Consider the following 26644-nt stretch of genomic DNA (forward strand, 5'->3'; position numbering starts at 1 on the left):
GGGCCAGCACGCGCTCGGCTGGGATGAGCCGAGTCGGCGCAGCCTCAGCTGAGACTGCGCCGACTCGGCGGGGGTCAGCGGGTGGCGGTGCCCTCGGTGTAGTCCGAGTCGTGGCTCTTGACCCACGCCATCAGCTTGCGCAGCTCGCGACCGGTCTGCTCGATCGGGTGCTGCTCGCCCTTCTTGCGCAGCTCGTCGAACTCCGGCGAGCCGGCGTCCATGTCGTCGATGAAGCGCTTCGCGAACGAGCCGTTCTTGACGTCGGCGAGGACGGCCTCCATGTTGCGCTTCACGTCGGGGGTGATGACGCGCGGGCCGGAGACGTAGTCGCCGTACTCCGCGGTGTCGGAGACCGACCAGCGCTGCTTGGCGATGCCGCCCTCGTACATCAGGTCGACGATCAGCTTCAGCTCGTGCAGGCACTCGAAGTAGGCGACCTCGGGCTGGTAGCCGGCCTCGGTGAGGACCTCGAAGCCGTACATGACCAGCTGCGAGGCGCCGCCGCAGAGCACGGCCTGCTCGCCGAACAGGTCGGTCTCGGTCTCCTCGGTGAAGGTGGTCTTGATGCCGCCGGCGCGCAGGCCGCCGATGGCCTTGGCGTAGGACAGCGCGAGCGGCCAGGCGTTGCCCGACTCGTCCTTCTCGACGGCGACGAGGACCGGGACGCCGCGGCCGTCGACGTACTCGCGGCGGACCAGGTGGCCCGGGCCCTTCGGCGCGACCATGAACACGTCGACGCCCTCGGGCGGGGTGATGAAGCCGAAGCGGATGTTGAAGCCGTGGCCGAAGACGAGGGTGTCGCCCGGGGCGAGCTGCGGCTCGATCTCCTCGGCGTACAGCTTCCGCTGATGCTGGTCGGGGGCGAGGATGACGATGACGTCGGCCTCCTCCGCCGCCTCGGCGGGGGTGACGACGCGCAGGCCCTCGGCCTCGGCCTTCGCGCGGCTCTTCGAGCCTGGCTGCAGGCCGACGCGGACGTCGACGCCCGAGTCGCGCAGCGACAGCGCGTGGGCGTGGCCCTGGCTGCCGTAACCGATGACCGCCACGTTCTTGCCCTGGATCAGGGACAGGTCGGCGTCGTCGTCGTAGAACATCTCAGCCACGGGGGCTTCTCCTTCTTTCCTTGTGTTGCGTGGTTATCCGGCAGCGGGAGGTGCGGGAATCGTGACCGGGCGCAGGTTGCGCTCGGAGATGGAGCGGGAGCCGCGGCCGATCGCGACCATCCCGGACTGCACGAGCTCGCGGATGCCGAACGGCTCGAGCACCCGGAGCAGGTCGGCGAGCTTGTCGGCGTTGCCGACCGCCTGGATCGTGACCGCGTCCGGCGCGACGTCGACGACCTTGGCGCGGAAGAGCTGCACCGCGTCGAGGACCTGGCCGCGGGAGTCCGCGTCGGCCCTGACCTTGACCAGCAGCAGCTCGCGGTTGACCGAGGCCGAGCCGTCGAGCTCGACAATCTTGATCACCTCGACCAGCTTGTTGAGCTGCTTGGTGACCTGCTCGAGCGGCGACTCCTCGACGTTGACCACGATCGTCATCCGGGAGACCTCGGGATGCTCGGTCGGGCCGACCGCGAGCGAGTCGATGTTGAAGCCCCGGCGGCTGAACAGGCCCGCGATCCGGGCCAGCACGCCGGGCTTGTTCTCGACCAGGACCGACAGGGTGTGCCGGGTGCCGGGGAGGGAGGTCGTCACGGTCACAGCTCCGTCTCTGCGTCGTCGTCGAACCGCGGCGCCAGGTCGCGGGCGTACTTGATGTCGTCGTTGCTGGTGCCGGCGGCGACCATCGGCCACACCATCGCGTCGCGGTGCACGCGGAAGTCCACGACGACCGGGACGTCGTCGATCTCCATCGCCTTGTCGATGGTGGCGTCGACATCGTCCGGACTCTCGCACGCCAGGCCCACGCAGCCGTAGGCGTCGGCGAGCTTCACGAAGTCGGGGATCCTCTTGGAGTGCAGGTCGGTGTTGGAGTAGCGCTCGTTGTAGAACAGCGACTGCCACTGCCGCACCATGCCGAGCGACTCGTTGTTGACGACCGCGACCTTGATCGGGATGTCGTTGATCGCGCAGGTGGCCAGCTCCTGGTTGGTCATCTGGAAGCAGCCGTCGCCGTCGATCGCCCACACGGTGCTGTCGGGACGACCGACCTTGGCGCCCATGGCCGCCGGCACGGCGTACCCCATGGTGCCGAGGCCGCCGGAGTTGATCCACGTGTTCGGGTGCTCGTAGCCGATGAACTGCGCGGCCCACATCTGGTGCTGGCCGACGCCGGCCGCGTAGACGGCCTCGGGGCCGACGATCGCGCCGAGGCGCTCGAGGACGTACTGCGGGGCGAGCTCGCCGGCCGGGACGTCGTAGCCGAGCGGGTACTTCCTCTTCACGCCCGCCAGGAAGTCGACCCAGCCCTCGTAGTCGCCGGTGTGGCCGGCGTCCGCCTCCGCCTTGAGCGCCACGATCAGGTCGCTGATGACCTCGCGGCAGTCGCCGACGATCGGGACGTCGACGACGCGGTTCTTGCCGATCTCGGCCGGGTCGATGTCGGCGTGGATGACGCGGGCGTTGGGGGCGAACGAGTCGAGGTCGCCGGTGACCCGGTCGTCGAAGCGGGCGCCGAGGCTGATGATCAGGTCGCTGCGCTGGAGGCCCGCGACCGCGGCGACGGTGCCGTGCATGCCGGGCATGCCGAGGTGCTGGGGGTGGCTGTCGGGGAACGCGCCGCGCGCCATCAGCGTGGTCACGACCGGCATGTCGGTGAGCTCGGCGAGCACCTTGAGCTCGCGGTCCGCGCCGGCGCGGATGCAGCCGCCGCCGACGTAGAGCACCGGACGGCGCGACTCGAGGATGAGCCGCGCGGCCTCGCGGATCTGCTTGGCGTGCGGCCGGGTCACCGGGCGGTAGCCGGGCAGGTTGAGCTCGGCCGGCCAGGCGAACGTCGTGGTCGCCTGGAGCGCGGACTTCGCGACGTCGACCAGCACCGGGCCGGGGCGGCCGGTGGAGGCGATGTAGAACGCCTCGGCGACCGTCCGCGGGATCTCCGCAGGGTCGGTGACCAGGAAGTTGTGCTTGGTGATCGGCATCGTGATGCCCCGGATGTCGGCCTCCTGGAAGGCGTCGGTGCCGATCGCCGCGGCGCCGACCTGGCCGGTGACCGCGACGATCGGGACCGAGTCCATGTGCGCGTCGGCGAGCGGCGTGACCAGGTTGGTCGCGCCCGGCCCGCTGGTGGCCATGCAGACGCCCACGCGGCCGGTCGCGGCGGCGTACCCCTGCGCGGCGTGGCCCGCGCCCTGCTCGTGCCGGACCAGGATGTGCCGGATCGAGGAGTCCATCAGGGGGTCGTACGCCGGGAGGATGGCGCCACCCGGGATGCCGAAGATGTCGGTCGTCCCGGCCGCCTCCAGCGACCTGATCAGGCTCTGTGCGCCGGTCACCTGCTCGCTCATCGGTTCTGCTTCCTTGTCCTGTCGCCCTGCCCTGCCCAACAAAAAACCCCTCGGCCCGGTGGGCGGCGAGGGGTGACGTGCGCGCTGAGTCGGTGTCCGGTCAGCTCACACGTCGGGTGCGTACGAGAATGTCCTTGCGCATGACGTCACCGTAGCCGCACGGCCTCCCGCCCGCACCCGAGTCTGGCACGCGTCCCAGCATCCGGGACGGCGGTCTCAATCGGCGGCCGTGCAGACACAGACCTTGTTGCCGTGGGGGTCGGCGAGCACCCAGAACGACGGCGCGTACTCGTCGGTGACCAGCGTGCCGCCCGCGGCGACGGCCGCCGCGACCCGCTCCTCGGCGACCTCGCGCGGGACCACGATGTCGAGGTGGAAGCGCTGCGGCACCTCGCCGGTCGCCTCGGGGGCCTTCTGGAACCACAGCGTGCTGTTGCGGCCGCCGGGGTCCGCGATCTCGTCGTCGCCGGCGTCCCGGTAGCCGAGCACGGCCGTCCAGAAGGGCTTGACCTCGTCGGCGTCGGGTACGTCGAGCGCCAGCTCGAGCGTCGAGACATCCCGAGGCGCGGCCTCGATGCCGAGCTCGGCGGCGATCTCGGAGATCCGCCGGGCCAGCGCGATGTCGCGGCTGGTCACGCCCTGCACGTCGTGGCTGTGCAGGTCGACGTCGACCTGCGGATAGGTCAGTACCACGTCGGGATGGTGGTTCGCCTCCTCGGCGGCCTCGGCGATCCGGGTGACCAGCTCGAGTCCCGTGGCGAAGCTGCCGGTGGCGAACCGGGCGTGCAGCCTCATCAGGAAGAAGCGCCAGTCGGCGAGCCCCTCGCCCCCGACCTGCTCGAAGCGGAGCACCTGCTTGGGATCTGTCATGGGAGCACCACCTGTCCGATCGGTCCTGGGTTGTAGGCGACCTCCCAGCGGTAGCCGTCGGGGTCGCCGAAGTAGCCGGTGTAGCCGCCCCACTCCCGCTCGATCGCCTCGGTGACCGGCTCGGCGCCGGCCGCACGGGCGGTCTCGAGGACGGCGTCGACCTCGCCGCGCGTGGGGACGTTGTGGGCCAGCGTGATCGGCGCGACGCCCGGTCCTCGGCGTACCTCCCCGACCTCGGCCTCGAAGTGCTCCTCGACCCACAGCGACAGCACGACGTGCTCCCCCACCTGGATCATCAGCACGTCGCCGTCGACGTGGAGGGCGGCCTCCCATCCGAGCCCGTCGACGTAGAACGCCCGGCTGGCCTCGAGGTCGCGCACCGCCAGGGTCACGAAGCTGATCCGCTGATCCATCCCCTCACCTTCGCACACCGCGCCGGCTGGTGTGTCTGAGGTGGTGAGGGGTTGGGATCCCCGGCTGACCGGGGATCCCTGACGTTGTCGGCCGTTGCAACCCCTGACAACCGCCAGGAGAGGCCGACAACCCCTGGGCAAACCCGGTCCCGGAGCTACGCCGAGCCCGCGGTCAGCGCACCGAGCGACACCCGTTGCAGACCGTCGGCGTCGAAGTTCGCGGGGTCGAGCCAGGCCTCGTGGGTGGCGCGGACGGCCGGCCACTCCTCGGCCGTGACCGAGAACCAGTCGGTGTCGCGGTTGCGGCCCTTGGTGACCATGTGGTTGCGGAACCGGCCCTCGTAGCGGAGTCCCAGCCGCGCGGCCGCCCGCCGCGACGGCTCGTTGAGCGCGTCGCACTTCCACTCGAAGCGGCGGTAGCCGAGCGTGTCGAACGCGTATCGCATGGTCAGGTGGATCGCCTCGGTCGCCGCCCGGGTGCGCTGGAGCGCGCGCGAGTAGAGGACACCGGCGATCTCGACCTGGCCGTGCGCGGGCTCGATCCGCGTGAACGACGCGATGCCCTGGACCTGCCGGCCCGCGGGCACGAGGGCGAAGGTCTCCAGCCCCGGGGCCTCGAGGTGCTCCCGGATCAACGCCTCCATCGCGGGTACGTCGCCCGGCGGCTCGGTCGGGCGGTAGGTCCACAGCGGCCGGTCGTCGGGGCCGCAGAGCGCGGCGTGCAGCGCCTCGGCATGGGCGACGGCGAGCGGCTCGAGCACGACGTACCGCCCCTCCAGCCGGACCGGTGCCGGCCACGGCCGCGGGCTCCAGTCCGAGACGAGGTCGCCGACCGGCTGGTCGAAGGCGTTGGTCTCGGGCACGGCGCGACCCTAGCCGTCGTACCTGACGCATCCGTCGTGTCCAAGAATCACGACAGATACCTCAGGTGCGTGACCCCACGCCGAGCCCGTCGAGGACGTCGCGGACGATCTCGAGCCCGCGAGCGACCTCCTCGAAGGACGTCGACAGCGGCGACAGCCCGATCCGCAGGCCGCCCGGGTCGCGGTAGTCGGGGATCACGTCCCGCTCCCACAGCGCCGCGATCACCTCGCGCATCAGGGGGTGGTGGAGCGTCACATGCCCGCCGCGGCGGTCCGGGTCGCGCGGGGTCGCGACCGCCACGCCGCGGTCGACCAGCAGCGAGTCGGCGAGCTCGATGGCGTACGACGTGAGCGCGATCGACTTCGCGCGCACCGCCGGCATGCCCACCTCGTCGACGAGCGCCACCATGTCCTGGATCGCCAGCATGCCGAGGATCGGCGGCGTACCCGAGACGAAGCGGCGGATGCCCGGCGCCGGCGCGTAGGCCGGCCCCATGAGGAACGGGTCGACGGAGCCGAGCCACCCCTGGATCGGCTGGGTCAGCTCGCCGAGGTGCGGGGCGGCGACGTAGCAGAAGGCCGGCGCGCCCGGCCCGCCGTTGAGGTACTTGTAGGTGCAGCCGACCGCCAGGTCGACGCCCGCCTCGTCCAGCGACAGCGGCACCGCGCCGGCCGAGTGGCACAGGTCCCAGAGGACGACAGCCCCGGCGTCGTGGGCGATCCGGGTGAGCTCGGGCAGGTCGGCGAGGTACGCCGAGCGGTAGGCGACGTGCGACAGCACGACGAGGGCGGTCGCGTCGGAGACGGCCGCCGACAACAGCGGGGCGGTCACCCCCAGGGCAGGGTCCACGTCGATCCACCGCAGCGTCAGCCCACACTCGCGGGCGACGCCGTCGGCGACGTACCGGTCGGTCGGGAAGTTGTCGCGGTCGATCACGATCTCGGTGCGGCCCGGCCGCGCGGCGACGGCCGCGCGCATCAGCTTGTAGAGCAGCACGGTCGTCGAGTCGCCGATCGTCGTCTGCCCGGGCGCCGCACCGAGCACGACCCGGCCGAGGTCGTCGCCGATGCGCTGCGGCAGCTCCAGCCAGCGCTCGTCCCAGCCGCGGATCAGCCGGCCGCCCCACTCCTCCTCGACGAACCGGGCCAGCCGCGGACCGGTCACCTTCAACGGCCGCCCGAGGGAGTTGCCGTCGAAGTAGACGAGGTCCGAGGAGGCGCCGACGAAGCGGTCGCGGTACGACGCGAGCGGATCGGTCACGGCCGTACCGCCGTCAGGTCGCGCACCGACGCGTACCGCTCGCGCACGGCCGGCGTCGGCTCGACCGAGGTCTCCACGACGTCCTCCAGCGGCCACTCCGGCGGCTCCGGCGTGCCGGCGAGGGCCCAGGCGGCCTGGCGGGCGGCGCCGCGGGCGACGTACTCCCCCGGCCGCGGCACGGCGACCGGCAGCCCGAGCACGGCGGAGGCGATCTCGCGGACCGCACGCGAGCGGGCGGCGCCGCCGACCATCACCACGCGCTCGACCGGTGTGCCCAGCGCGCGCACCGCGTCGAGGCCGTCGGCGAGGCCGCAGAGCATGCCCTCGACCGCCGCGCGGGCGAGGTACGGCGGGGTCGCGGTCTCCAGCCGCAGCCCGTGGATCGCGCCGGTGGCGTCGGGCCTGTTGGGCGTGCGCTCGCCCTCGAGGTAGGGCACCAGCACCAGCCCGCCGGCGCCGGCCGGGGCGGAGAGCGCGAGCTCGGAGAGCTCCTCGTGGGAGACGCCGAGCAGCCGGGTCGTGGCGTCGAGCACGCGGGCGGCGTTGAGGGTGGCGACCAGCGGGAGGAAGCGGCCGGTCGCGTCCGCGAAGCCGGCGACCGCGCCGGTCGCGTCGCCGACCGGCTCCTCGGCGACGGCGCAGGCGACGCCCGACGTACCGATGGAGAGGACGACGTCGCCGGCGACGGCGCCGAGGCCGAGCGCGGCGGCGGCGTTGTCGCCGGTGCCGGCGCCGAGCGCCTGCCCGGCCGGCGTGCGCGCGGCGACCTCCGACGGCCCAGCCACCCGCGGCAGTACGACGTCGTGGCCGAGCCCGAGGGTCAGCAGGTCGCGGCGGTACTCCCCCGTCGCCGGCGACCAGTAGCCGGTGCCGCTCGCGTCGCCACGGTCGGTGACGAGCGTGTCCAGGGACGCGGCGCCGGAGAGCCGCCACGTCAGCCAGTCGTGTGGCAGGCAGACAGCCGCGGTGCGGGCGGCGCTCTCCGGCTCGTGGTCGCGCAGCCAGCGCAGCTTGGTGACCGTGAACGACGCCACCGGCACCAGCCCCACTGCATCCACCCACGCCTGCGGGCCGCCGAGGTCGTCGGTCAGGTCGGCTGCTGCCCGCGCGGAGCGGGTGTCGTTCCAGAGCAGCGCCGGGCGGACGACCGCGCCGGCCTCGTCGAGGCAGACCATGCCGTGCTGCTGCCCGCCGACCGCGATCGCCGCGACGTCGTCGAGGCCGCCGGCCGCCGCGGCCGCCTGCTGGAGCGCGTCCCACCAGTGGTCGGGGTGCACCTCGGTGCCCTCGGGGTGCGGCGCGCTGCCGGAGCGCACCAGCTCACCGGTCTCCGCGTCGCAGACGACGACCTTGCAGGACTGGGTCGAGGAGTCGATCCCCGCGACGAGAGACATGCCCGGATTGTGTCAGGGTGAGCGCATGCGCGACCCGTCCGGACACGTCCTCGTCCTCGAGCGCGCCGAGTACGCCGCCGAGGTGGTCGCCGTGGGCGCCGCGCTCCGCCGCCTGACCCACCGCGGACGCGACCTGGTGGCCGGGTGGCCGGCCGGGGAGGTCTGCCCCGAGTACCGCGGCTGGGTGCTGCAGCCCTGGCCGAACCGGGTCGGCGACGGCCGCTACGACTTCGCCGGCGAGACCTTCCAGCTCGCCCTCACCGAGCCCGCGCGCGGCAACGCGCTGCACGGCCTGGTCGGCTGGGAGCACTGGGACGTGCGCCACCCCGACGCGACCCGGGCGGTGCTGCGGCACGCGCTGGTGCCGCGGACCAGCTACCCGTTCGCGCTCGACCTCGAGGTCGAGTACCGCCTCACCGACGCCGGGCTGACGGTCACGCTGTCCGGCACCAACGCCGGCGACCGGCCGGCGCCGTACGGCTCCGGCCATCACCCCTACCTCACCCTCGGGCTCCCGGCCGACGAGCTCGAGCTGACCCTGCCCGCCGCCGTCTGGTGCCCGACGGACGACCGGGGACTGCCCGGCGCCCCGCAGCCGGTGGGCGGCACGGCGTACGACCTCCGCGCGGGGCGGACGGTCGGCGACCTGGTGCTCGACCACCCGTTCGGCGAGCTCTCCTCCGAGATCGTCGAGGTCCGCGGCGGGGACCGGGCGATCACGCTGACCCTCGGCGAGGGCTGCCGGTGGCTGCACGCGTTCACCTGCGACACCCACGACCCGCCCCGGCGGGCGCTCGCGCTGGAGCCGATGAGCTGTCCGCCGGACGCGCTGCGCACCGGCACGGACCTGGTGGTGCTCGAGCCCGGCGAGACGCACCGGCTGCGCTACACGATCACTGGAAGCTGATCAGATTGATCGCACGTTCGGACGCGGCGACACCTGGTCAGCAAGGACTCCCAGGTCATCCGGGTCGGAGGTGACGAGGTCCGCGCCCACCCCCAGGTGCACCAGATGGGCGTCCACGACGTCCGAGGTTCCGGCGCGACCGAGGAGCGAGCCGACGGCGTGCGCCTCCTCGGGCGCGAACGGGACGACCTCGCAGCCGCCCAGGAACATCCGCAGCCTCGCCTGCCGAGACGACCGGCTCACCTGGGCGACCACCGGGGCCGTCGTGACCGGAAGGACGTCGTCTGTCAGCCAGGCGCGGTGCTCGGCCCAGACCTCGGGATCTCCCCGGTCGGCAGCGATCAGGACGCCGGCGTCGTAGAACACGGTCATGGGGACTTGGGCTGGCCGCGCTGCCGCAGTCGGGCTTCCTCGACGCGCCGACGCGCCGCGTCGAGCTCCTCGTCGGTGAAGGCGCCGTTCTCGGCCTCGAACTGAGCCACCGCGGCGAGACCCTGCTGGATCTTCAGCGTCCTACGGGCTGCCTCGGTCAGCCACGCGGAGACGCTGACTCCCTGGCGTCCGGCGTCCTCGACGACGCGCGCGTAGACGTCGGGGTCGACGGCGATCGCCGCCTTCGGCGAGGTCTTCCCTCGTGGCATGGTCTTCACGGTACTACTCCGGGTGGGAGGCTTCGGGGCGTGTGCCGAGCCTTCCCGATCGCCGCGTCGCGCGCCACCGCGTCGGCGGTCCCTGTGGATGATCCGGCTACTGGAAGCTGACGAACCGCACCCGCGGCCGCAGCGCGCGCACCTCGCGCGGGCCCATCCGGTTCACGTCCTCGTCGTAGAACAGCTTGAAGCCCATCGTGAACCGGCCCGGCCGCGCGATCGCGTGGTACGTCGCCCGCTTCTGCCGCGGCGTACCGAACCCGTCGGCGTGCTGCACCATGGCCAGCCCGGGGCGGTCGCGCACCCGGTCGATGTCCGGGATCATGTCGGTGCGGAACTGGTGCATGAGGAAGAGCTTCTCCGGCAGACCCTCCTCGCGGGTCAGCCGGGACAGCCAGGCCGACGTGCGGTTGACCTCGGCGGCGCGCACCTGCCCGATCGCGCGGCCCGGGACCTGGCGCGGGCCCATCCGCCACTCCGGGTCGAGCGCCAGCCCGACCCACGGGTCGCGCAGCGCCCAGGCCCAGCGCTGCGCGACCTCGGCGAAGCCGGAGCGGCCGGGCTGGATGTCGAGCAGCAGCAGGGCGCCGTTGCGGCGCGCCGCGCGGAGGTAGGTCCGGACGACCTCGCGCGGGATGTCGTGGCTGTAGTCGCCGTCCGGTCCGGGGCTGCCGTCGGCGATGGTGACGATCAGCTCGTAGACGCGGCGGATCGGCTGACCGGGGCGGCGGAACGGCGCCGCGGCCCGGCGCAGCCGCCGGTCCATGACGTCCGGCGGGCTCTCGCCGAGCACGCCCATCGACGCGGTCTGGCCGGTGCCGTAGTAGGCGATCAGCATCCGGTTGCCGGCGAAGACTCTCGTGCCGCCGCCGGGCAACGGGACCGGGTCGGCCGGCGGGTCCGTCGACGGTCCGGGAGAGGGATCCGGCTCAGCGCTCGCCGACGGCCCGGGCGGGGAGGGTTCGCCCAGCGGGTCCGCGGAGCCGGCGTACCGCGGCTCGTCGACGCGCCAGGCGACGACCAGCAGTCCGACGATCGCGAGCAGCGCGAGGAGGATCGGGCCTCGGCTGCCGGGCCGGTGGTCGGGCATGCGTCTCTCCGGGGTCGTTCGGCGGTCTCACGACTATCGCACCCGGCCCCGTCACCGCGTGCCCCGGCATACCCTTGCGGCCATGCCGACCCTCCGCTCCGCGACCTCCACCTCGGGACGCAACATGGCCGGCGCGCGCGCCCTGTGGCGCGCGACCGGCATGACCGACTCCGACTTCGGCAAGCCGATCGTCGCCATCGCCAACTCGTTCACCGAGTTCGTGCCCGGGCATGTGCACCTGCGCGACCTCGGCAGGATCGTGGCCGAGCAGGTCGCCGCGGCCGGCGGCGTCGCGAAGGAGTTCAACACCATCGCCGTCGACGACGGGATCGCGATGGGGCACGGCGGCATGCTCTACTCGCTACCCAGCCGCGAGCTGATCGCCGACGCGGTCGAGTACATGGTCAACGCGCACTGCGCGGACGCGCTGGTCTGCATCTCCAACTGCGACAAGATCACCCCCGGCATGCTGATGGCCGCGCTGCGGCTGAACGTCCCGGTGGTGTTCGTCTCCGGCGGTCCGATGGAGGCCGGCAAGACCCAGGCGGTCGAGGGCGTCGTGCACGCCAAGCTGGACCTCGTCGACGCCATGGTCCTCGCGGTCGACGACACCGTGAGCGACGAGCAGCTCGACATCGTGGAGCGCTCGGCCTGCCCCACCTGCGGCTCCTGCTCGGGCATGTTCACCGCCAACTCGATGAACTGCCTGACCGAGGCGATCGGCCTCTCGCTGCCCGGCAACGGGTCCACGCTGGCCACGCACAGCTCGCGGCGCGCACTCTTCGAGGAGGCGGGGCGGCTCGTCGTCGACCTCGCGAAGCGCTACTACGAGGACGACGACGAGTCGGTGCTCCCCCGCAGCATCGCCACCCACGAGGCGTTCGAGAACGCCTTCGCGCTCGACGTCGCGATGGGTGGCTCGACCAACACCGTGCTGCACCTGCTGGCGGCCGCGCGGGAGGCCGGGATGACCTTCTCCGTCGACGACGTCGACGCGGTGTCTCGGCGGGTGCCCTGCCTGGCCAAGGTCGCGCCCAACACGCCCGAGTACCACATGGAGGACGTCCACCGGGCCGGCGGCATCCCGGCCATCCTGGGCGAGCTCAACCGGGGCGGGATGCTCAACACCGGCGTCCACGCGGTCCACTCCGCGTCGCTGACCGCGTGGCTCGACGCGTGGGACGTGCGGGGCGGCCGGGCGAGCGAGACCGCGATCGAGCTCTTCCACGCCGCGCCCGGCGGCGTACGGACCACGGAGGCGTTCTCGACCTCCAACCGGTGGGGCTCGCTCGACACCGACGCCGCCGAGGGCTGCATCCGCGACGTCGAGCACGCCTACACCCGCGACGGCGGCCTGGCGATCCTCAGGGGCAACCTCGCCGAGGACGGCTGCGTGGTGAAGACCGCAGGCGTGCCGGAGGAGATCTGGAGCTTCAGCGGCCCGGCGATCGTCTTCGAGAGCCAGGACGACGCCGTCCAGGGCATCCTGGGCGGCCGGGTGCGGGCCGGCGACGTCGTGGTCATCCGCTACGAGGGCCCGAAGGGCGGCCCGGGCATGCAGGAGATGCTCTACCCCACCTCCTTCCTCAAGGGCAAGGGGCTGGGCCAGCAGTGCGCCCTCGTCACCGACGGCCGGTTCTCCGGTGGTACGTCGGGGCTCTCGATCGGCCACGTGTCCCCGGAGGCCGCCGGCGGCGGGGTGATCGCGCTCGTCGAGGACGGCGACGTGATCTCGATCGACATCCCGGGCCGCTCGATCGTCCTCGACGTCGACCCGCTGGTGCTCGACCAGCGCCGGGCCGCCCAGGAGAAGCGCGAGCGCCCCTTCACCCCCCTCGACCGCGACCGGGTGGTCTCGGCGGCGCTGCGCGCCTACGCCTCAATGGCCACCGCGGCCTCCGACGGCGCCTACCGGCGCGTGCCGGACTGACCCGCGGGGCCGTCAGCTCGTGATCGCGCCGTGCGCGGCTGACTGCACGATCTTGGCGTACTTGCCGAGCACGCCGCGGGTGTACTTCGGCGGCAGTGGCTCCCAGCCGACCTTCCGCTGCTCCCACTCGGGGTCGTCGGCGCCCTCGACCTCGAGCAGCCGGTTGGCGACGTCGAGGGTGATGGTGTCGCCGTCGCGCAGGAACGCGATCGGACCGGCGTCGACGGCCTCGGGCGCGATGTGGCCGACGCACAGGCCCGTCGTACCGCCGGAGAAACGGCCGTCGGTGATCAGCAGGACGTCCTTGCCGAGGCCGGCGCCCTTGATCGCGCCGGTGATCGCAAGCATCTCGCGCATGCCGGGGCCGCCCTTGGGGCCTTCGTAGCGGATCACCACGACGTCGCGGGGCGCGATCTCGCCGCGCTCGAGCGCGTCCATCGCGGCACGCTCGCCGTCGAAGACACGGGCGGTGCCGGTGAAGACCGAGTCGTCGAAGCCGGCGGTCTTCACGACCGCGCCCTCAGGCGCCAGCGAGCCCTTGAGGATGGTCAGGCCGCCGGTCGCGTGGATCGGGCGGTCCAGCCTGCGGATCACGTCGCCGTCGAGGTCCGGTGGCGACAACTCGGCGAGGTTCTCGGCCATCGTCCGCCCGGTCACGGTCAGGCAGTCGCCGTGCATCAGGCCCGCGTCGAGCAGCGCCTTCATCACGACCGGGATGCCGCCGATCCTGTCGACGTCGTTCATGACGTAGCGCCCGAACGGCTTGAGGTCCGCGAGGTGCGGCACCTTGTCGCCGATCCGGTTGAAGTCGTCGATGGTCAGGTCGACGTCGGCCTCCCGCGCCATGGCGAGCAGGTGCAGTACGGCGTTGGTCGAGCCGCCGAGCGCCATCACGACCGTGATGGCGTTCTCGAACGCCTCCCTGGTCATGATCTGGCGGGCGGTGACGCCGTGGCGGAGCAGGTTCACGACCGCCTCGCCCGAGCGGTGCGCGAAGCCGTCGCGGCGGCGGTCGACCGCCGGCGGCGCGGCCGAGCCCGGTAGCGACATGCCGATCGCCTCGGCGACCGCGGCCATCGTGTTGGCGGTGTACATGCCGCCGCAGGCGCCCTCCCCCGGACAGATCGCCCGCTCGATCCGGTCGACCTCGTCGCGGGTGATCTTCCCGGCCAGGCAGGCGCCGACGGCCTCGAAGGCGTCGATGATCGTCACGTCGCGGCCGTCCACGTTGCCCGGCATGATCGAGCCGGCGTAGAGGAAGACGCTGGACAGGTCGAGCCGCGCGGCGGCCATCAGCATGCCGGGCAGCGACTTGTCGCAGCCGGCCAGCAGCACCGAGCCGTCCAGCCGCTCGGCCATCATCACGGTCTCGACCGAGTCCGCGATGACCTCGCGGGAGACCAGCGAGAAGTGCATGCCCTCGTGGCCCATCGCGATGCCGTCGGAGACCGAGATCGTGCCGAACTCCAGCGGGTAGCCGCCGGCCGCGTGCACGCCGTTCTTCACCGCCTGCGCCAGCCGCTGCAGCGAGAGGTTGCACGGGGTGATCTCGTTCCAGCTCGACGCGACGCCGATCTGCGGCTTCTCCCAGTCCTCGTCGCCCATGCCCACCGCGCGGAGCATGCCGCGGGCGGCCGCCCGCTCCAGGCCGTCGGTCACGTCGCGCGAGCGGGGCTTGATGTCGGGGACGTGCCCGGGCTCGGTCATGCGCCAAGAGTAGACGGCCGGGCGCCGCCGGCTACCGCCCGCGCCACCTGAGGCCGAGCATCTCCAGGGCCGTGATCACGTCGGGGTGATCGGGCGAGAGGGCAACGTTGGCGAGGCTCTCGACGTGCGGGGTCCGGAAGCTCCCGTCGCGGTCATCCCAGCGCCCGCCGAAACGTCCGTCGGTGGCCCACTCCCAGCCGACCCACTCCCACGGGTCGAGCCGGCGCCCGACGCGCCAGACCTCGAGCCCGACGGGCTCGGCGATCGTCAGCATCGGCACGCGGTCAGCCCTCTGCCGCGAACGCGCGGGCCGCCGCAAGCACCGCGGGGCCGACCTCGTCGAGGTCGCCCTCTCGCAGCAGCCGCGCCGGGGCGACGTCACCCAGCCGCGGGTTCATGCCCTGGAACCACGACTGCACGACCGCCGCACTGTCCTTCTCCCGGATCAGCGCCGCCGCGTGGTACGCCGTTCGCAGTCGCCGAACGACCTGGGCCGAAGGCTCGCGATCGCCATCCGCCCACTGCCGGACCGCACGCGTCTCCTTCACCGAGCCCACGTAGGCGACGAGTCGCGCACCGAGAAGATCGCGCAGCAGGCCCACCACCTCGCCGACGGGCAGTCGAATCGAGTCCTGGTGGGCGCGGAGATCACCGCGCGCGATCGTGGTGCTCATGCCTCCATGATGGCACCGTCGTCGATCAGAAACCAGTGAAGAGCACAGTCTGAATCACAGTTGAGATCACAACTCGGCCGAGCAGGCCGATCTGCGGATCGCGCCCTCCCGGCCGGGCTCCACGAGTCGCCCGTCCCCGGCCCCTAGCCTGGTGCCGTGACCGTGAACCGGGCCTCCGTCAACTCGACCCCCGTGACCTGGAGTCAGTACGACGCCGTCCTCTTCGACCTCGACGGCGTGATCACGCCGACGGCGGTCGTGCACATGCGCGCGTGGTCGGAGATGTTCAACGAGTTCCTCACCTCCTGGCGGGGCGGCGGGGACGCCTCGCCGTACACCGACGCGGACTACTACGCCCACGTCGACGGCAAGCCGCGGTACGACGGGGTGCGCGACCTCCTCGCCTCGCGCGGCATCCCGGCGACCGAGGACCTGGTTATGGAACTCGGCGACCGCAAGAACGACGCCTTCAACGCGGTGCTCGAGCGCGACGGCGTCGAGGCGTACCCCGGCTCGGTGCGGCTGCTCGACCACCTCCGCGAGCTGGGTACGCCGCTGGCCGTGGTGTCGTCGTCGGCGAACGCCCCGGCGGTGCTGACGGCGGCCGGCCTGCTCGACCGGTTCGAGACGGTCGTCAGCGGCGACGTCGCCCGCGAGCTCGGGCTGGCCGGCAAGCCCGCGCCGGACACGTTCCTGCACGCCGCGGAGGTGCTCGGCAGCACGGCGGCCGGCTCCGTCGTGCTCGAGGACGCGGTGTCCGGCGTACGCGCCGGGAGGGCCGGTGACTTCGGGCTGGTCGTCGGGGTCGACCGCGGCGCCGGCGAGGAGGCGCTGCGCGCGGCCGGCGCCGGGATCGTGGTCGCCGACCTCGCCGAGCTGGTGCCCGGGGCGGCCGCGTGAACGCGCCGCGGGTCGGGCCGGACCCGATGCACCGGGGCCGGTTCCCGGTCAACCCGTGGGCGCTGGAGGAGATCGGCTACCAGCCCGGCGACCTCGGCGTGACCGAGACGCTGTTCGCCGTCGGCAACGGCTACCTCGGCATGCGCGGGACCCCGGAGGAGGGGCGGCCGGCGTACGCCCACGGCACGTTCGTCAACGGCTTCCACGAGACCTGGCCGATCCGCCACGCCGAGGCGGCGTTCGGCTTCGCCCGCACCGGCCAGACCATTGTCAACGCGCCCGACACCACGCTGCTCAAGATCTACGTCGACGACGAGCCGCTGACCTTCGGCACCTCCGACCTCGAGCACTACGAGCGGCGTCTGGACTTCCGCGACGGCGTGCTGCGGCGCAACCTGGTCTGGCGCACGCCGTCGGGCAAGCGGGTGCGCATCGACTCCACCCGGATGGTCTCGATGACCCAGCGCCACCTCGCGGTGATGACGCTGGAGATCGAGGTGCTCACCGGCGACGCCCCGATCGTGGTGTCCTCGCAGATCCTGAACCGCCAGGACGGCATGGACGAGTACCGCATGCCCCAGCAGGCGCAGGGCATGGACCCGCGCAAGGCCGCCCGGTTCACCGACCGGGTGCTGCTCCCCCGGATCAGCAGCGCCACCGAGGACCGGCTGATGCTCGGCTACCAGTGCGCGCACTCGGGCATGACGCTCACCGTCGCGGCGGACCACGTCCTCGAGACGCCCGACGTGCACGAGGTGGTCGTGCGCGGCGACGACGACCACGCCAAGACCGTCTACCGCGTCGACACCACTCGAGGCAACCCGCTGCGGCTGACCAAGACGGTCGCCTACCACACCTCCCGCGGCGTACCGGCCCGCGAGCTCGCCGACCGCTGCGACCGCACCCTGGACCGCGCGCGCCGCCAGGGGGTCGACCACTACCTGGCGGACCAGCGCGCCTGGTACGCCGACTTCTGGGCGGCCGCCGACGTCGAGATCGAGGGAGACTCCCCCGAGCACGTCGCGGTGCAGCAGGCCGTGCGCTACAACCTGTTCAGCCTGGCCCAGGCCACCGGACGCACCGACGGCCTCGGCGTACCGGCGAAGGGCGTGACCGGATCGGGCTACGAGGGCCACTACTTCTGGGACACCGAGATCTACGTGAACCCGTTCCTCAGCTACACCCAGCCCGAGGTCGCGCGGAACGCGCTGCACTTCCGCTCGATGATGCTGCCGGCGGCGCGCGAGCGCGCGCGGGAGCTGGCGCAGAGCGGCGCGATGTTCCCGTGGCGCACGATCAACGGCGAGGAGGCCTCGGCCTACTACGCCGCCGGCTCCGCGCAGGTGCACATCGACGCCGACGTCGCCTATGCGCTGATGAAGTACGTCCGCGCCACCGGCGACGACGGCTTCCTGGTCCGCGAGGGCATCGACATCCTCGTGGAGACCGCGCGGATGTGGGCCGACCTCGGGTTCTGGCGCAGCAACGGCGACCCGTCGTTCCACATCCACGGCGTCACCGGGCCCGACGAGTACACGACCGTCGTCAACAACAACCTGTTCACGAACGTGATGGCCCGCTTCAACCTCGAGCAGGCCGTCTGCGCCGTGGAGCTCCTGCGCGACGAGCACCCCGAGGAGCACCGCCGGATGGTCGCCCGGCTCGGGCTCGGCGAGGACGAGGTCGAGGAGTGGCGGCGCTGCGCGGACGGCATGGCGATCCCGTACGACGAGGGCCTGGGCATCCACCCGCAGGACGACTACTTCCTCGACCGCGAGGTGTGGGACCTCTCCCGGACGCCCGACGAGCTGCGGCCGCTGATGCTGCACTACCACCCGCTGGTGATCTACCGGTTCCAGGTGCTCAAGCAGGCCGACGTCGTGCTGGCGCTGTTCCTCCAGGGCGATCGGTTCACCCGCGAGGAGAAGCGCGCCGACTTCGAGTACTACGACCCGATCACCACCGGCGACTCGACGCTGTCGGCGGTCGTGCAGTCGGTGATCGCGGCCGAGGTCGGCTACCACGAGGTCGCGCTCGACTACTTCCACCACGCGCTCTACGTCGACCTGATGAACCTGCACGGCAACACCGTCGACGGCCTGCACGTCGCCTCGGCCGGCGGCGTCTGGAGCGCCCTGGCCTACGGCTTCGGCGGCATGCGCGACCACGGCGGCGAGCTCAGCCTCGACCCGCGGCTGCCGGCCACCTGGGACGGGCTGCGCTACCGGCTCTGCTGGCGCGGCACCCGCCTGCTGGTCGAGCTCACCGAGGAGCGGCTCGTCCTCACGGTCGACGCCGGCGACGGCGAGGTGCCCGTCACGGTCCGCGGTGCGGCGTACGTCGTGCGGCCCGACGCCCCGGTGTCGGTACCGCTCCCCGACCAGGGCGACCGCATCGACGGCCGGCTCGGCGACCGGCCGATCGTCGGCGGGCGGCGCGCCGACGGCAGCACCATCACCGCCGGCGTACCCGAGCCGATCCACTTCCACGAGGAGGGCGAGGGCACCGTCGAGCTGCCGGCGGTCCCGCTCCCCGACCCGCCCCCGCTCGGGCCGCACGTCCCGCAGTCCTAGCGGGGACCGAGCCGTCAGACCGCCGCCGCCCGCACGCACATCACATCGGGCAGGTCCGTGATCACCTGGCGCCAGGTGGCGCCCTCGTCGGCAGAGCCCCACACCGCACCGTTGCGGGCGCCGAAGTAGAGCCCGGTGCGCTCGTGGTCGTCGGCGCACATCGCGTCGCGCATGACGGCGACGTAGAACTCGTCGGGCAGGCCGTCGCCCCGCTGTCCACCCAGCTCCTCCCACGTGTCGCCGGCGTTCCTCGACCGCCACACCCGGGCCCGGGCCTCGGGCGGGTAGCGGCCGCCGCTGCCGCCGAGCGGGAACACGTAGACGGTGTCCGGCTCGTGCGGGTGGACCACGATCGGGAAGCCGAAGTCCGCCGGCAGGCCGTCGGCGATCGAGGTCCAGGTGACGCCCTCGTCGTCGGAGCGGTAGACGCCGCCGTGGTTCTGGAGGAAGAGCCGCTCCGGCCGCGACGGGTGGCGGGTGATCTTGTGGACGCACTGGCCGAACTCGGGGTACTGCTGCCCCTCGGGGAGGAACTCCGCCCTGATCCCGTGGTTGCGCGCCGTCCAGCTCTGCCCACCGTCGTCGGTCTGGTAGACGCCGCCGCTGCTGAGCGCGGCGGTCACCTTCAGCGGGTCGGTGGGGTGCGGGAGGATCGTGTGGAACGCCTGGCCGCCAAAGCCGGCACCCCAGTCGGCCCGGTGAGGGTGGTCCCACAGCGCCTGCTCCAGCGCGAACGTCTCGCCCCGGTCGGTCGAGCGCCAGACCGCGGCCGGCTCGGTGCCGGCGTACACGACGCCCTCCGCGCAGCCGGGCACCAGCTGCCAGATCCGCTCGACCTTCGCGTCAGTGCCGTCGGGGAACCGCACCGCGCCGTTCGGCGTCTCCTGCCAGCTCGCGCCGAGGTCGTCGGAGCGGCGGACCTGCGGCCCGAGCCAGGGTGACGAGGCCCCGGCCAGCAGCCGCGGCGTACCTCCTGACTCGGTGCCGCGCTTGTCGACGAGGCAGGAGTACACCTTCTCCATGTCGAAGTGCGGACCGGTGAACTCCCACTCCTCGCGCGCCTCGTCGGAGGTGCCCAGCCAGAGTCCCTTGCGGGTCCCGACCATCATCAGCGTCGTGTCGGACATGGCTGCCTCCCTGTTCGTCCTCGCCTCTCTTCTACCCTGACCCGGTGTCCGCCCGGAAGTCATCGCTCGCACTGATCCCTCCCGTGTGGCTGGTGCTGGCCGGGATCCTGTCGGTGCAGTTCGGGGCCGGGCTCGCGAAGTCGATCTTCGACGAGGTCTCACCGACCACGCTGGTCCTGCTGCGACTCGCCACGAGTGCCGTCGTGCTGGTGCTGGTGGCCCGGCCGGTGCTGCGGGCGCGGTCGCGGCAGGACTGGTACGTCGTCCTCGCGTTCGGCGCCTCGCTCGGCATCATGAACTGGTCGTTCTACCAGGCGTTCGCGCGGATCCCGCTCGGCATCGCGGTGACCCTGGAGTTCCTCGGGCCGCTCTCCCTCGCCGTCCTCGGCTCCCGCCGCGCCCGCGACCTGCTGTGGGTCGTCCTCGCCGGGCTCGGTGTCGTGGTGCTCGGCTGGTCCGGCGGTGGGTCGCTCGACGTCGCGGGGGTGCTGTTCGCGCTGACCGCCGGAGCCTGCTGGGCGGCGTACATCCTGCTCAGCGCCTCCACCGGACGTCGCTGGCCGGGGTTCGACGGCCTCGCCGTGGCCTCCGTGGTGGCCGCGCTCCTACTGGCGCCGGGTGCTGTGGCCACGGGCGGGTCCGACCTGCTCGACCCGCGGATCCTCCTCATCGGCGCGGCGGTCGGGCTGCTCTCGTCGGTGGTCCCCTACTCCTTCGAGCTGGTGGCCCTCCGCTCCCTGCGCCCCTCGGTCTTCTCGATCCTGATGAGCCTCGAGCCCGCCGCGGCCGCCCTCGCCGGCATCCTCGTCCTCGGCGAGATCCTCACCGGCCGGCAGTGGCTCGCGATCGCCCTCGTCGTGATCGCCTCCGTCGGCGCCACCCGGTCGGCCCGGACCGTGGCACCGGCGCCGGACTGACCCCTCGTTTCTCGTCGAGACACCCGGAACGGCCCTCCGGCGGGCCGATTCAGGGCCGTTTGGGGTGTCTCGACGGGAGATGGCGAGTTCACGGAACCGTCACACGACGTTGACCGCGGCGAAGCGGTCCCTGCCTAGGTTGGATCGCACGTCGCACACCCCCTCGGGAGCCCCCCATGTACGTCCCGCACCTGCTCCGCCGTCGCATCGACGCCGTACGCCGTTGGCCGGTCGACTCCCAACTGGGAGCCCGCCGCAACGCCATGATCGCCTCGACCGCTCTCGCCCAACGGCGTGCGGAGCTCGACGAGGTGGAGGAGTTCCTCGCCGCCCTGCGCGAGGCTCCGGTGCCGCAGGTCGCAGGGCACGCAGCGCACGGCTGAGCCCACCGGGCGGCCCGCCTCTCCCGGTCCCGCCCGGTGGGCTCATACCCGTAGGGTCCCCGCGTAGAGTCGCCGCATGCGAGCCCTCGTGACGGCCGTGCTGGTCGGTGCCGCCCTGCTCACCGCCTGCAGCGACGACCCGGCTGCCAAGCCCGACACCGTCACGGCCACACCCCAGCCGACCGACACCCCCACGACCGAGCCGTCGGAGCCGACCGGCGGCGACAGCCCGAAGGGCGACAAGACCCCGCCGAAGGTCGTCGACACGATCGCGACCGGGCTGGCCGTGCCCTGGGGCATCGGCTTCCTCCCGAACGGCGACGCCGTCGTCACCGAGCGCGACACCACCCGGGTGCTGCTGCTCACCGCGCCGTCGTACGGCGTGCGCCAGATCGGCACGGTCGACGCGGCCGTCCCCCTCGGCGACCAGGGCGGCGAGGCGGGCCTGCTCGGGGTCGCTGTCTCCCCCGACTTCGACCGCGACCGGACGCTGTTCTTCTACGTGAGCACGGCGAGCGACAACCGGATCGGGAGGGCGCGGCTCGAGGACGGCCGGCTCGGCGAGATGCGGTGGATCCTCACCGGCATCCCGAACGGGCAGATCCACGACGGCGGCCGGCTGGCGTTCGGCCCCGACGGGTACCTCTACGCCTCGACCGGCGAGACCGGCCAGCCGGACCTCTCCCAGGACAAGGGGACGACCGCCGGCAAGATCCTGCGGATCACCACCGACGGCGAGCCGGCGCCCGGCAACCCGTTCGACTCGCCGGTCTGGTCCTACGGGCACCGCAACGTCCAGGGCCTCGCCTTCGACGACGGCGGCCGGCTCTGGGCCTCGGAGTTCGGCGCCGACGCCTTCGATGAGCTCAACCTGATCCAGAAGGGGCGGAACTACGGCTGGCCGATGGTCGAGGGCCGCGGCAAGGGCACGGGCCTGACCAACCCGCAGGTCGTCTGGTCGACCGACGAGGCGTCGCCGTCCGGGCTGGCCTTCCTCGACGGGCGGCTCTGGCTCGCCTCGCTGAGGGGCGAGCGGCTGTGGCGGGTGGACGTGAACGGCGCCCGCGCGAGCAACCCGGTCGACTTCTTCGTCGGCAGGTACGGCCGGATGCGCACCGTCGTGGTCGCCCCGGACGGCAACCTCTGGGTGAGCACGAGCAACCGCGACGGTCGCGGCGACCCCCGCGAGGGCGACGACCGGATCCTGCTCATCGACCCGTGACGCCGCTCCCGGTGACGCTCCCGGTCACGGTCGCCCGCCGCGAGGCCCGGCGCAGCGTGGTCAGCACGGCCGGCCCGAGCAGCGCGATCGCGACGGCGTTGGTGAGCGCGCGCATGGTGTCCCAGCCGGTCGACGTCAGCAGCGTGTAGAGCAGGAACGTGCGCAGGTTCTCCCACACGGGCGCGCCGGCGACGTACGCGAGCGAGCCCTCGTGCCCGGGCACCACGATGCCCGCGAGGAAGGGCCAGCCAGAGAGGTTCATGAGCAGTCCGAAGAGGTACGCCGAGAGCACGCCGTACGCCGCCAGCAGCGCGATCTCGCGCCTGCCGGTCACCCGGCGCGGCAGCAGGCCGGCGCCCATGCCGACCCAGGCGGCGCAGAGCATCTGGTAGGGCAGCCAGGGCCCGACGCCGGCGGTCAGCAGGGCCGAGGCGAACAGCGAGGTGCAGCCGAGCACGAAGCCGAAGCCCGGCCCGAAGACCCGCCCGGCGAGGACCAGCATGAAGAAGGTCAGCTCGACGCCGCCGGTGCCGGGCGAGACGCCGCGCAGGATCGCGTTGACGGCGCTGAGCACGCCGAGGATCGCGAGCACCCGGGGGTCCAGGCCGTTCTCGTTGAGCTCGGCGAGCACCACGGCGAGCACCACCGGGAGCAGGCCGAGGAAGAGGAACGGCGGGTCGACCCGGGCCGTGTCCTGCACCCGGAGCAGCAGCGGCCAGCAGAGCATCGCCAGGCCGGCGACCGAGGCGAGCGCCAGCACGGCCAGCGAGCGCGGCGAGACCCGGACCGCGGTGGTCACGAGGCATCCAGGGCGGCCAGCTGGGTGGCGACCTCGTCGACGCGCAGCCACGGCGCGCCGAGCACCTTGGTGACCTGCGGGGCGAACGACGGCGACTCGGCGACCACCCGGCGCACCGGTCCGGACGAGACGACGTCGCCGTCGGCGAGGACGACGACGTCGTCGGCCGCCTGCGCGACGAACTCCACGTCGTGGGTCGCCACCAGCACCGCGTGGCCCTCGGCCGCGAGCCCGCGCAGGGTGCCGGCGAGCACCTGCTTGGCGGCGTAGTCGAGGCCGCGGGTCGGCTCGTCGAGCAGCAGCACCTGCGGCCGCGCGACGAGCACCAGCGCCAGGGCGAGCGCGAGCCGCTGGCCCTCGGACAGGTCGCGCGGGTGGTGGTCGTCGGCGATGCCGGGCACCAGCCGGTCGAGCAGCGCCCGCGCGGCGCCGGGGCCGCCGTCGGCGGCCGCCAGCTCCTCGCCGACGGTCTCCAGGTAGAGCAGGTCGGCGGCGTTCTGCGGCACCAGCCCGATCAGCGCCCGGCGCCGCGCGGGCGTGAGCTCGCCGGGGTCGGCGCCGGCGACGTCCACCCGGCCGCCGGTCCGGCGGCCGCTGCCCTGGAGCGCCCAGATCAGCGACGACTTGCCGGCGCCGTTGCGGCCCATCAGCGCGGTCACCCGGCCGGCACCGAGCGCGAGGTCGACCTCGCGGAGCGCGACCGTGCGGCCGTGCACCACCGTCAGCCCACGCACCGCGACGGCCGGCGTCGTCGGCTCCTCCTCGTACGCCGGCGGGCGCAGCCGCTCGGCCAGCCCGCGCGCCCGGCGGCGGGCGTCGCGCACGCTGAGCGGGAGCGGGTCCCATCCGGCGGCGCGGCCGAGCTCCACGATCGGGGGTACGACGGGCGAGTCGACGAGCAGCTCGCCGGGCTCTCCCACGTGCATCCGGCCGTCGCCGGTCAGCAGGCACATCCGGTCCGCGAACGGCACCACCCGCTCCAGCCGGTGCTCGGCGAGCAGCACCGAGACGCCGAGGTCGTGCACCAGCCGGGTGAGCGTGGCCAGCACCTCCTCGGCCGCGGTCGGGTCGAGCGCGGAGGTCGGCTCGTCGAGCACGAGCAGCCGCGGGTGCATGGTGAGCACCGAGCCGATCGCGACCCGCTGCTGCTGTCCGCCCGACAGCGTGCGCAGGTCGCGGCTGCGGAGGTCGGCGACGCCGAGCAGGTCGAGGGTCTCCTCGACCCGGCGGCGCATGGTGTCGCCGGGGAGCCCGAGCTGCTCCATGCCGTAGGCGAGCTCCTCCTCCACGGTGTCGGTGACGAACCCGGCGGCGGGGTCCTGCCCGACGTACCCGATCGCGTGCGCGCGCTCGCGCGGCGGCCGGCGCACGACGCTCTCGCCGTCGAGCAGCACGTCGCCGTCGAGGGTGCCGCCGCTGAACCGCGGCACCAGCCCGGTGACGACGCCGAGCAGCGTGGACTTGCCGACGCCGGTCGGGCCGGAGACGAGCACCAGCTCGCCCTCGTCGATCGTGAGGTCGACGCCGTCGAGCACCGGGGCGTCGTCGTAGCGGAACGCGATGCCGCGCAGCTCGAGCATCAGGCCACCGCCAGCCGGGGCATCGGGGTGGTCAGCGGGCCGGCGAGCGCGACCACGGCCATGAGCAGCGCGGCCGCGCTGATCGTCGGCATCGCGTCGAGCGCCGGGTAGACGACCGCCGGCTGGCTGCGGCTGAGCCACCAGCCGAGCACGCCGGCGAGCACCCCGGAGCCGACGACGGCGAACTCCGGCCAGCGCCACGGGTCCGGGCGGTAGCGGCTGCGCCCGACCCGGCGGCCCGCGCTGAGCATCCCCGCGACCGCGGCGGCGAGCCCGAGCGCGAGCATCGGCAGCGCGAGCACGCGCGGCGCGGTGGAGTCGAGGACGGCGTACGTGCCGACGCAGATGCCGCCGAGGCCGACCAGCATCAGCGCCCCGGTGGTACGCCGCTGCGCCGGTGTCGCCCCGGACGCCCGGCCGTAGCCGCGGGTGTCCATGCCGGCGGCCAGGGCGAGCGAGCGCTCGAGCGCGTCCTCCAGGACCGGCACCAGGAACCGGCGCAGCCGCCGCACCCTGCGGGTGTCGCCGGCGCGCAGGCTCTGCGCGGCGCGCACCCGCCGCGCACTGTCGGCGAACTGCGGCAGCACGGTCACCGCGACCACGAGGGCGGTGCCGATCTCGTAGAGCGCCGGCGGGATGGAGCGCAGCAGCCGCTTGGGGTTCGCCACCGAGTTGGCCGCGCCGACGCAGACCACGATCGTCGCCAGCCGGATCCCGTCGTACAGCGCGAACAGCAGCGCCTCGGCGTACAGCGGCCCGAGCAGGCTGACCCCCGCGAACCACGACGGCAGCGGCACGCTCGGCAGGTCCACCAGCACCCGGCCGCCGGACCAGCCCCCGAACACGATCCAGAACCCCAGCCGCATCACCACGATGAACCCGCCCAGCCACAGGTAGAGCCGGAAGGACCGGCCCCACGACTGCTCCGAGCGTCGCAGCGACACGACGGTCGCCGCGACGCCGACCAGCATCAGCAGCACGAACGGGTTGGTGGTGAAGGTCGCCGCGGCGCACAGGCCCAGCGCCCAGACCCACCAGGCGACCGGGTGCAGATCGCGTGGAAGCCGGGCCATGCTCAGGCCGCCCCCGACCGGCGCCGCCGGACCACGGCGACAGCGCCCGCGGCGCCGAAGAGCACCACGACCACGGCCGGCGCGATCCAGGTGGGCAGGCCGTCCTCGGGTTCGGCCGGGTCGGAGGACGCGGGTACGGCGGACGCCTCGGTCTCGCTCGGCGACGGCGACCCGGCCGCGGTCGGCTCCGCGGAGGCCGATCGCGACCTCTTCGCCGGCGGCGTCGCCGACCCGGACTCGCTCGCGGACGGCGCGGCCGAGCTGCTCGGCGCCTGCTGGCTCGGCGCCTTCGTGGGCTGCGCGGTCGGCTGCCGCGTGGGATGCGCCGAGGAGGGCTGCTGCGTCTGGGTCGGCGACTGGGTCGACGACTGGGTCGGCGTCGGGTCCGGGTGCGGTGCCGGGCTCGCGCCAGGGGGCGAGGAGTCGGACGAGCCGACCCAGGAGAAGCCGACGTAGCCGCCCTCGGGGACCGACAGGCCGCCGGCGCTCGTGGTCGCGTAGGTCCACGAGCCGGACTTCCCGTCCGACCAGTAGAGCGCCCAGTACGCGTCGGCGGGCGGGGTGTTCACGCAGGGGCTGTCCGCGGGCTTGCCGGAGACCCGGCACACGAAGCCGGGCTGGCGCTGCACGTAGTCCAGCGGGAACCCGGCGGCCGGGAACAGCGCGCTGGCCCGGTCGCCGCCCCCGTCCGGCACGCACCCGGACTGCACGCCCCCGCCGAGCTCGCCGAAGTCGACGACGACGGTGACCCCGGCGGCGGTCGGGCAGGCGGCCGCGCTCGCGGGCGCGACCGGCGCGGCGGCGTACGCCGTCGCGGCCAGGCCGGCCGCGACGGCGACGCGTGCGATCTGACGGATCACGAACGG

26 protein-coding genes are annotated in these 26644 nt (G+C 73.2%); 7 read left to right on the top strand and 19 right to left on the bottom strand.

What is annotated here, in order from left to right; genetic code table 11:
• Positions 1-74 precede the first annotated feature (74 nt).
• The 8 genes from ilvC to xylB all read right to left on the bottom strand — a co-directional run bounded on the left by ilvC (position 75) and on the right by xylB (position 8246).
• The gene (ilvC, locus tag ACYVKX_RS22580) at positions 75-1103 is read right to left on the bottom strand and encodes a ketol-acid reductoisomerase (protein WP_460835950.1); all 1029 of its coding nucleotides are present in this window, start codon (positions 1101-1103) and stop codon (positions 75-77) included.
• 33 nt (positions 1104-1136) lie between these two features.
• A complete protein-coding gene (ilvN, locus tag ACYVKX_RS22585; protein WP_460835951.1) occupies positions 1137-1694 on the bottom strand; it encodes an acetolactate synthase small subunit in 558 nt (185 codons plus the stop codon).
• A gap of 2 nt (positions 1695-1696) precedes the next feature.
• On the bottom strand, positions 1697-3445 hold the full coding sequence (locus ACYVKX_RS22590; protein ID WP_460835952.1) for an acetolactate synthase large subunit: 1749 nt from the start codon (positions 3443-3445) through the stop codon (positions 1697-1699).
• Positions 3446-3661: 216 nt separating this feature from the next.
• Complete coding sequence (locus ACYVKX_RS22595; protein ID WP_460835953.1) at positions 3662-4315, bottom strand: VOC family protein; 654 nt, start codon at positions 4313-4315, stop codon at positions 3662-3664.
• Positions 4312-4728, bottom strand: coding sequence for a VOC family protein (locus ACYVKX_RS22600; protein WP_460835954.1), 417 nt, complete (start codon positions 4726-4728; stop codon positions 4312-4314). The genes ACYVKX_RS22595 and ACYVKX_RS22600 overlap by 4 nt, the downstream gene beginning before the upstream one ends.
• Before the next feature lie 155 nt (positions 4729-4883).
• Positions 4884-5591 carry a GNAT family N-acetyltransferase gene (locus ACYVKX_RS22605; protein WP_460835956.1) on the bottom strand — a complete coding sequence of 236 codons (708 nt, stop codon included), beginning with the start codon at positions 5589-5591 and terminating at the stop codon, positions 4884-4886.
• A gap of 61 nt (positions 5592-5652) precedes the next feature.
• Positions 5653-6852 (bottom strand): kynureninase, encoded by a 1200-nt coding sequence (locus tag ACYVKX_RS22610; RefSeq protein WP_460835957.1) that lies wholly within the window; start codon positions 6850-6852, stop codon positions 5653-5655.
• Complete coding sequence (xylB, locus tag ACYVKX_RS22615; RefSeq protein WP_460835959.1) at positions 6849-8246, bottom strand: xylulokinase; 1398 nt, start codon at positions 8244-8246, stop codon at positions 6849-6851. The genes ACYVKX_RS22610 and xylB overlap by 4 nt, the downstream gene beginning before the upstream one ends.
• A gap of 25 nt (positions 8247-8271) precedes the next feature.
• On the opposite strand from xylB, the gene ACYVKX_RS22620 reads away from it, so the two are divergent.
• The gene (locus tag ACYVKX_RS22620) at positions 8272-9153 is read left to right on the top strand and encodes an aldose 1-epimerase family protein (protein ID WP_460835960.1); all 882 of its coding nucleotides are present in this window, start codon (positions 8272-8274) and stop codon (positions 9151-9153) included.
• Here the strand turns inward: ACYVKX_RS22620 and ACYVKX_RS22625 are convergent, their stop codons facing one another.
• The 3 genes from ACYVKX_RS22625 to ACYVKX_RS22635 all read right to left on the bottom strand — a co-directional run bounded on the left by ACYVKX_RS22625 (position 9154) and on the right by ACYVKX_RS22635 (position 10893).
• Entirely contained in the window at positions 9154-9525 is a 372-nt protein-coding gene (locus ACYVKX_RS22625; RefSeq protein WP_460835961.1) for a PIN domain-containing protein, read from the bottom strand. It abuts the gene before it with no gap.
• Entirely contained in the window at positions 9522-9794 is a 273-nt protein-coding gene (locus ACYVKX_RS22630) for a hypothetical protein (RefSeq protein ID WP_460835962.1), read from the bottom strand. The genes ACYVKX_RS22625 and ACYVKX_RS22630 overlap by 4 nt, the downstream gene beginning before the upstream one ends.
• Before the next feature lie 106 nt (positions 9795-9900).
• Positions 9901-10893 carry a hypothetical protein gene (locus ACYVKX_RS22635; RefSeq protein ID WP_460835963.1) on the bottom strand — a complete coding sequence of 331 codons (993 nt, stop codon included), beginning with the start codon at positions 10891-10893 and terminating at the stop codon, positions 9901-9903.
• Positions 10894-10975: 82 nt separating this feature from the next.
• Here ACYVKX_RS22635 and ilvD (ACYVKX_RS22640) point away from each other — a divergent pair, with 82 nt between their 5' ends.
• Positions 10976-12823, top strand: coding sequence for a dihydroxy-acid dehydratase (ilvD, locus tag ACYVKX_RS22640; RefSeq protein ID WP_460835964.1), 1848 nt, complete (start codon positions 10976-10978; stop codon positions 12821-12823).
• A gap of 12 nt (positions 12824-12835) precedes the next feature.
• On the opposite strand, the gene ilvD (ACYVKX_RS22645) is transcribed toward ilvD (ACYVKX_RS22640), so the two are convergent.
• The 3 genes from ilvD (ACYVKX_RS22645) to ACYVKX_RS22655 are packed head-to-tail and all read right to left on the bottom strand — an operon-like array spanning position 12836 to position 15204.
• A complete protein-coding gene (gene ilvD, locus ACYVKX_RS22645; RefSeq protein WP_460835965.1) occupies positions 12836-14530 on the bottom strand; it encodes a dihydroxy-acid dehydratase in 1695 nt (564 codons plus the stop codon).
• Positions 14531-14561: 31 nt separating this feature from the next.
• A complete protein-coding gene (locus tag ACYVKX_RS22650; protein WP_460835966.1) occupies positions 14562-14810 on the bottom strand; it encodes a hypothetical protein in 249 nt (82 codons plus the stop codon).
• A gap of 4 nt (positions 14811-14814) precedes the next feature.
• Positions 14815-15204 carry a hypothetical protein gene (locus ACYVKX_RS22655; RefSeq protein ID WP_460835967.1) on the bottom strand — a complete coding sequence of 130 codons (390 nt, stop codon included), beginning with the start codon at positions 15202-15204 and terminating at the stop codon, positions 14815-14817.
• A 192-nt stretch (positions 15205-15396) separates the two neighbouring features.
• Between ACYVKX_RS22655 and ACYVKX_RS22660 the strand changes: the two genes are divergently transcribed.
• Both ACYVKX_RS22660 and ACYVKX_RS22665 read left to right on the top strand, forming a co-directional pair.
• A complete protein-coding gene (locus tag ACYVKX_RS22660) occupies positions 15397-16104 on the top strand; it encodes an HAD family hydrolase (RefSeq protein WP_460836066.1) in 708 nt (235 codons plus the stop codon).
• A gap of 26 nt (positions 16105-16130) precedes the next feature.
• Positions 16131-18677, top strand: a complete 2547-nt coding sequence (locus ACYVKX_RS22665) for a glycoside hydrolase family 65 protein (protein ID WP_460836067.1) — start codon at positions 16131-16133, stop codon at positions 18675-18677.
• 14 nt (positions 18678-18691) lie between these two features.
• Here the strand turns inward: ACYVKX_RS22665 and ACYVKX_RS22670 are convergent, their stop codons facing one another.
• Positions 18692-19804 (bottom strand): WD40/YVTN/BNR-like repeat-containing protein, encoded by a 1113-nt coding sequence (locus ACYVKX_RS22670; RefSeq protein ID WP_460835968.1) that lies wholly within the window; start codon positions 19802-19804, stop codon positions 18692-18694.
• Positions 19805-19848: 44 nt separating this feature from the next.
• On the opposite strand from ACYVKX_RS22670, the gene ACYVKX_RS22675 reads away from it, so the two are divergent.
• From ACYVKX_RS22675 to ACYVKX_RS22685, 3 genes are all read left to right on the top strand, one after another.
• The gene (locus ACYVKX_RS22675) at positions 19849-20721 is read left to right on the top strand and encodes an EamA family transporter (protein WP_460835969.1); all 873 of its coding nucleotides are present in this window, start codon (positions 19849-19851) and stop codon (positions 20719-20721) included.
• Positions 20722-20897: 176 nt separating this feature from the next.
• Positions 20898-21104, top strand: a complete 207-nt coding sequence (locus tag ACYVKX_RS22680; protein WP_460835970.1) for a hypothetical protein — start codon at positions 20898-20900, stop codon at positions 21102-21104.
• Between the two features lie 76 nt (positions 21105-21180).
• Complete coding sequence (locus tag ACYVKX_RS22685; RefSeq protein ID WP_460835971.1) at positions 21181-22326, top strand: PQQ-dependent sugar dehydrogenase; 1146 nt, start codon at positions 21181-21183, stop codon at positions 22324-22326.
• Here ACYVKX_RS22685 and ACYVKX_RS22690 read toward each other — a convergent pair.
• Genes ACYVKX_RS22690 through ACYVKX_RS22705 form a run of 4 tightly spaced genes read right to left on the bottom strand, consistent with a single transcriptional unit; the run spans position 22313 to position 26638 of the window.
• Positions 22313-23125, bottom strand: a complete 813-nt coding sequence (locus ACYVKX_RS22690; RefSeq protein ID WP_460835972.1) for an ECF transporter S component — start codon at positions 23123-23125, stop codon at positions 22313-22315. The two genes, ACYVKX_RS22685 and ACYVKX_RS22690, sit on opposite strands and share 14 nt — an antisense overlap.
• Positions 23122-24705: an ABC transporter ATP-binding protein gene (locus ACYVKX_RS22695; protein ID WP_460835973.1), complete on the bottom strand. Its 1584-nt coding sequence runs from the start codon at positions 24703-24705 to the stop codon at positions 23122-23124. The genes ACYVKX_RS22690 and ACYVKX_RS22695 overlap by 4 nt, the downstream gene beginning before the upstream one ends.
• Complete coding sequence (locus ACYVKX_RS22700) at positions 24705-25778, bottom strand: energy-coupling factor transporter transmembrane component T (RefSeq protein WP_460835974.1); 1074 nt, start codon at positions 25776-25778, stop codon at positions 24705-24707. Before ACYVKX_RS22700 ends, ACYVKX_RS22695 begins: the two co-directional genes overlap by 1 nt.
• Before the next feature lie 2 nt (positions 25779-25780).
• On the bottom strand, positions 25781-26638 hold the full coding sequence (locus tag ACYVKX_RS22705; protein ID WP_460835975.1) for a hypothetical protein: 858 nt from the start codon (positions 26636-26638) through the stop codon (positions 25781-25783).
• Positions 26639-26644: the final 6 nt, after the last annotated feature.

Source organism: Nocardioides hungaricus, from assembly GCF_054782915.1.

Coding starts and splice junctions, on each gene's coding strand:
- ilvD (WP_460835964.1), top strand. CDS start 10,976: ATGCCGACCCTCCGCTCCGCGACCTCCACCTCGGGACGCAACATGGCC.
- ACYVKX_RS22685 (WP_460835971.1), top strand. CDS start 21,181: ATGCGAGCCCTCGTGACGGCCGTGCTGGTCGGTGCCGCCCTGCTCACC.
- ACYVKX_RS22595 (WP_460835953.1), bottom strand. CDS start 4,315: ATGACAGATCCCAAGCAGGTGCTCCGCTTCGAGCAGGTCGGGGGCGAG.
- ACYVKX_RS22700 (WP_460835974.1), bottom strand. CDS start 25,778: ATGGCCCGGCTTCCACGCGATCTGCACCCGGTCGCCTGGTGGGTCTGG.
- ACYVKX_RS22670 (WP_460835968.1), bottom strand. CDS start 19,804: ATGTCCGACACGACGCTGATGATGGTCGGGACCCGCAAGGGACTCTGG.
- ACYVKX_RS22680 (WP_460835970.1), top strand. CDS start 20,898: ATGTACGTCCCGCACCTGCTCCGCCGTCGCATCGACGCCGTACGCCGT.
- ACYVKX_RS22590 (WP_460835952.1), bottom strand. CDS start 3,445: ATGAGCGAGCAGGTGACCGGCGCACAGAGCCTGATCAGGTCGCTGGAG.
- ACYVKX_RS22600 (WP_460835954.1), bottom strand. CDS start 4,728: ATGGATCAGCGGATCAGCTTCGTGACCCTGGCGGTGCGCGACCTCGAG.
- ACYVKX_RS22665 (WP_460836067.1), top strand. CDS start 16,131: ATGCACCGGGGCCGGTTCCCGGTCAACCCGTGGGCGCTGGAGGAGATC.
- ACYVKX_RS22655 (WP_460835967.1), bottom strand. CDS start 15,204: ATGAGCACCACGATCGCGCGCGGTGATCTCCGCGCCCACCAGGACTCG.
- ACYVKX_RS22630 (WP_460835962.1), bottom strand. CDS start 9,794: ATGCCACGAGGGAAGACCTCGCCGAAGGCGGCGATCGCCGTCGACCCC.
- ACYVKX_RS22625 (WP_460835961.1), bottom strand. CDS start 9,525: ATGACCGTGTTCTACGACGCCGGCGTCCTGATCGCTGCCGACCGGGGA.
- xylB (WP_460835959.1), bottom strand. CDS start 8,246: ATGTCTCTCGTCGCGGGGATCGACTCCTCGACCCAGTCCTGCAAGGTC.
- ACYVKX_RS22695 (WP_460835973.1), bottom strand. CDS start 24,705: ATGCTCGAGCTGCGCGGCATCGCGTTCCGCTACGACGACGCCCCGGTG.
- ACYVKX_RS22635 (WP_460835963.1), bottom strand. CDS start 10,893: ATGCCCGACCACCGGCCCGGCAGCCGAGGCCCGATCCTCCTCGCGCTG.
- ACYVKX_RS22620 (WP_460835960.1), top strand. CDS start 8,272: ATGCGCGACCCGTCCGGACACGTCCTCGTCCTCGAGCGCGCCGAGTAC.
- ilvD (WP_460835965.1), bottom strand. CDS start 14,530: ATGACCGAGCCCGGGCACGTCCCCGACATCAAGCCCCGCTCGCGCGAC.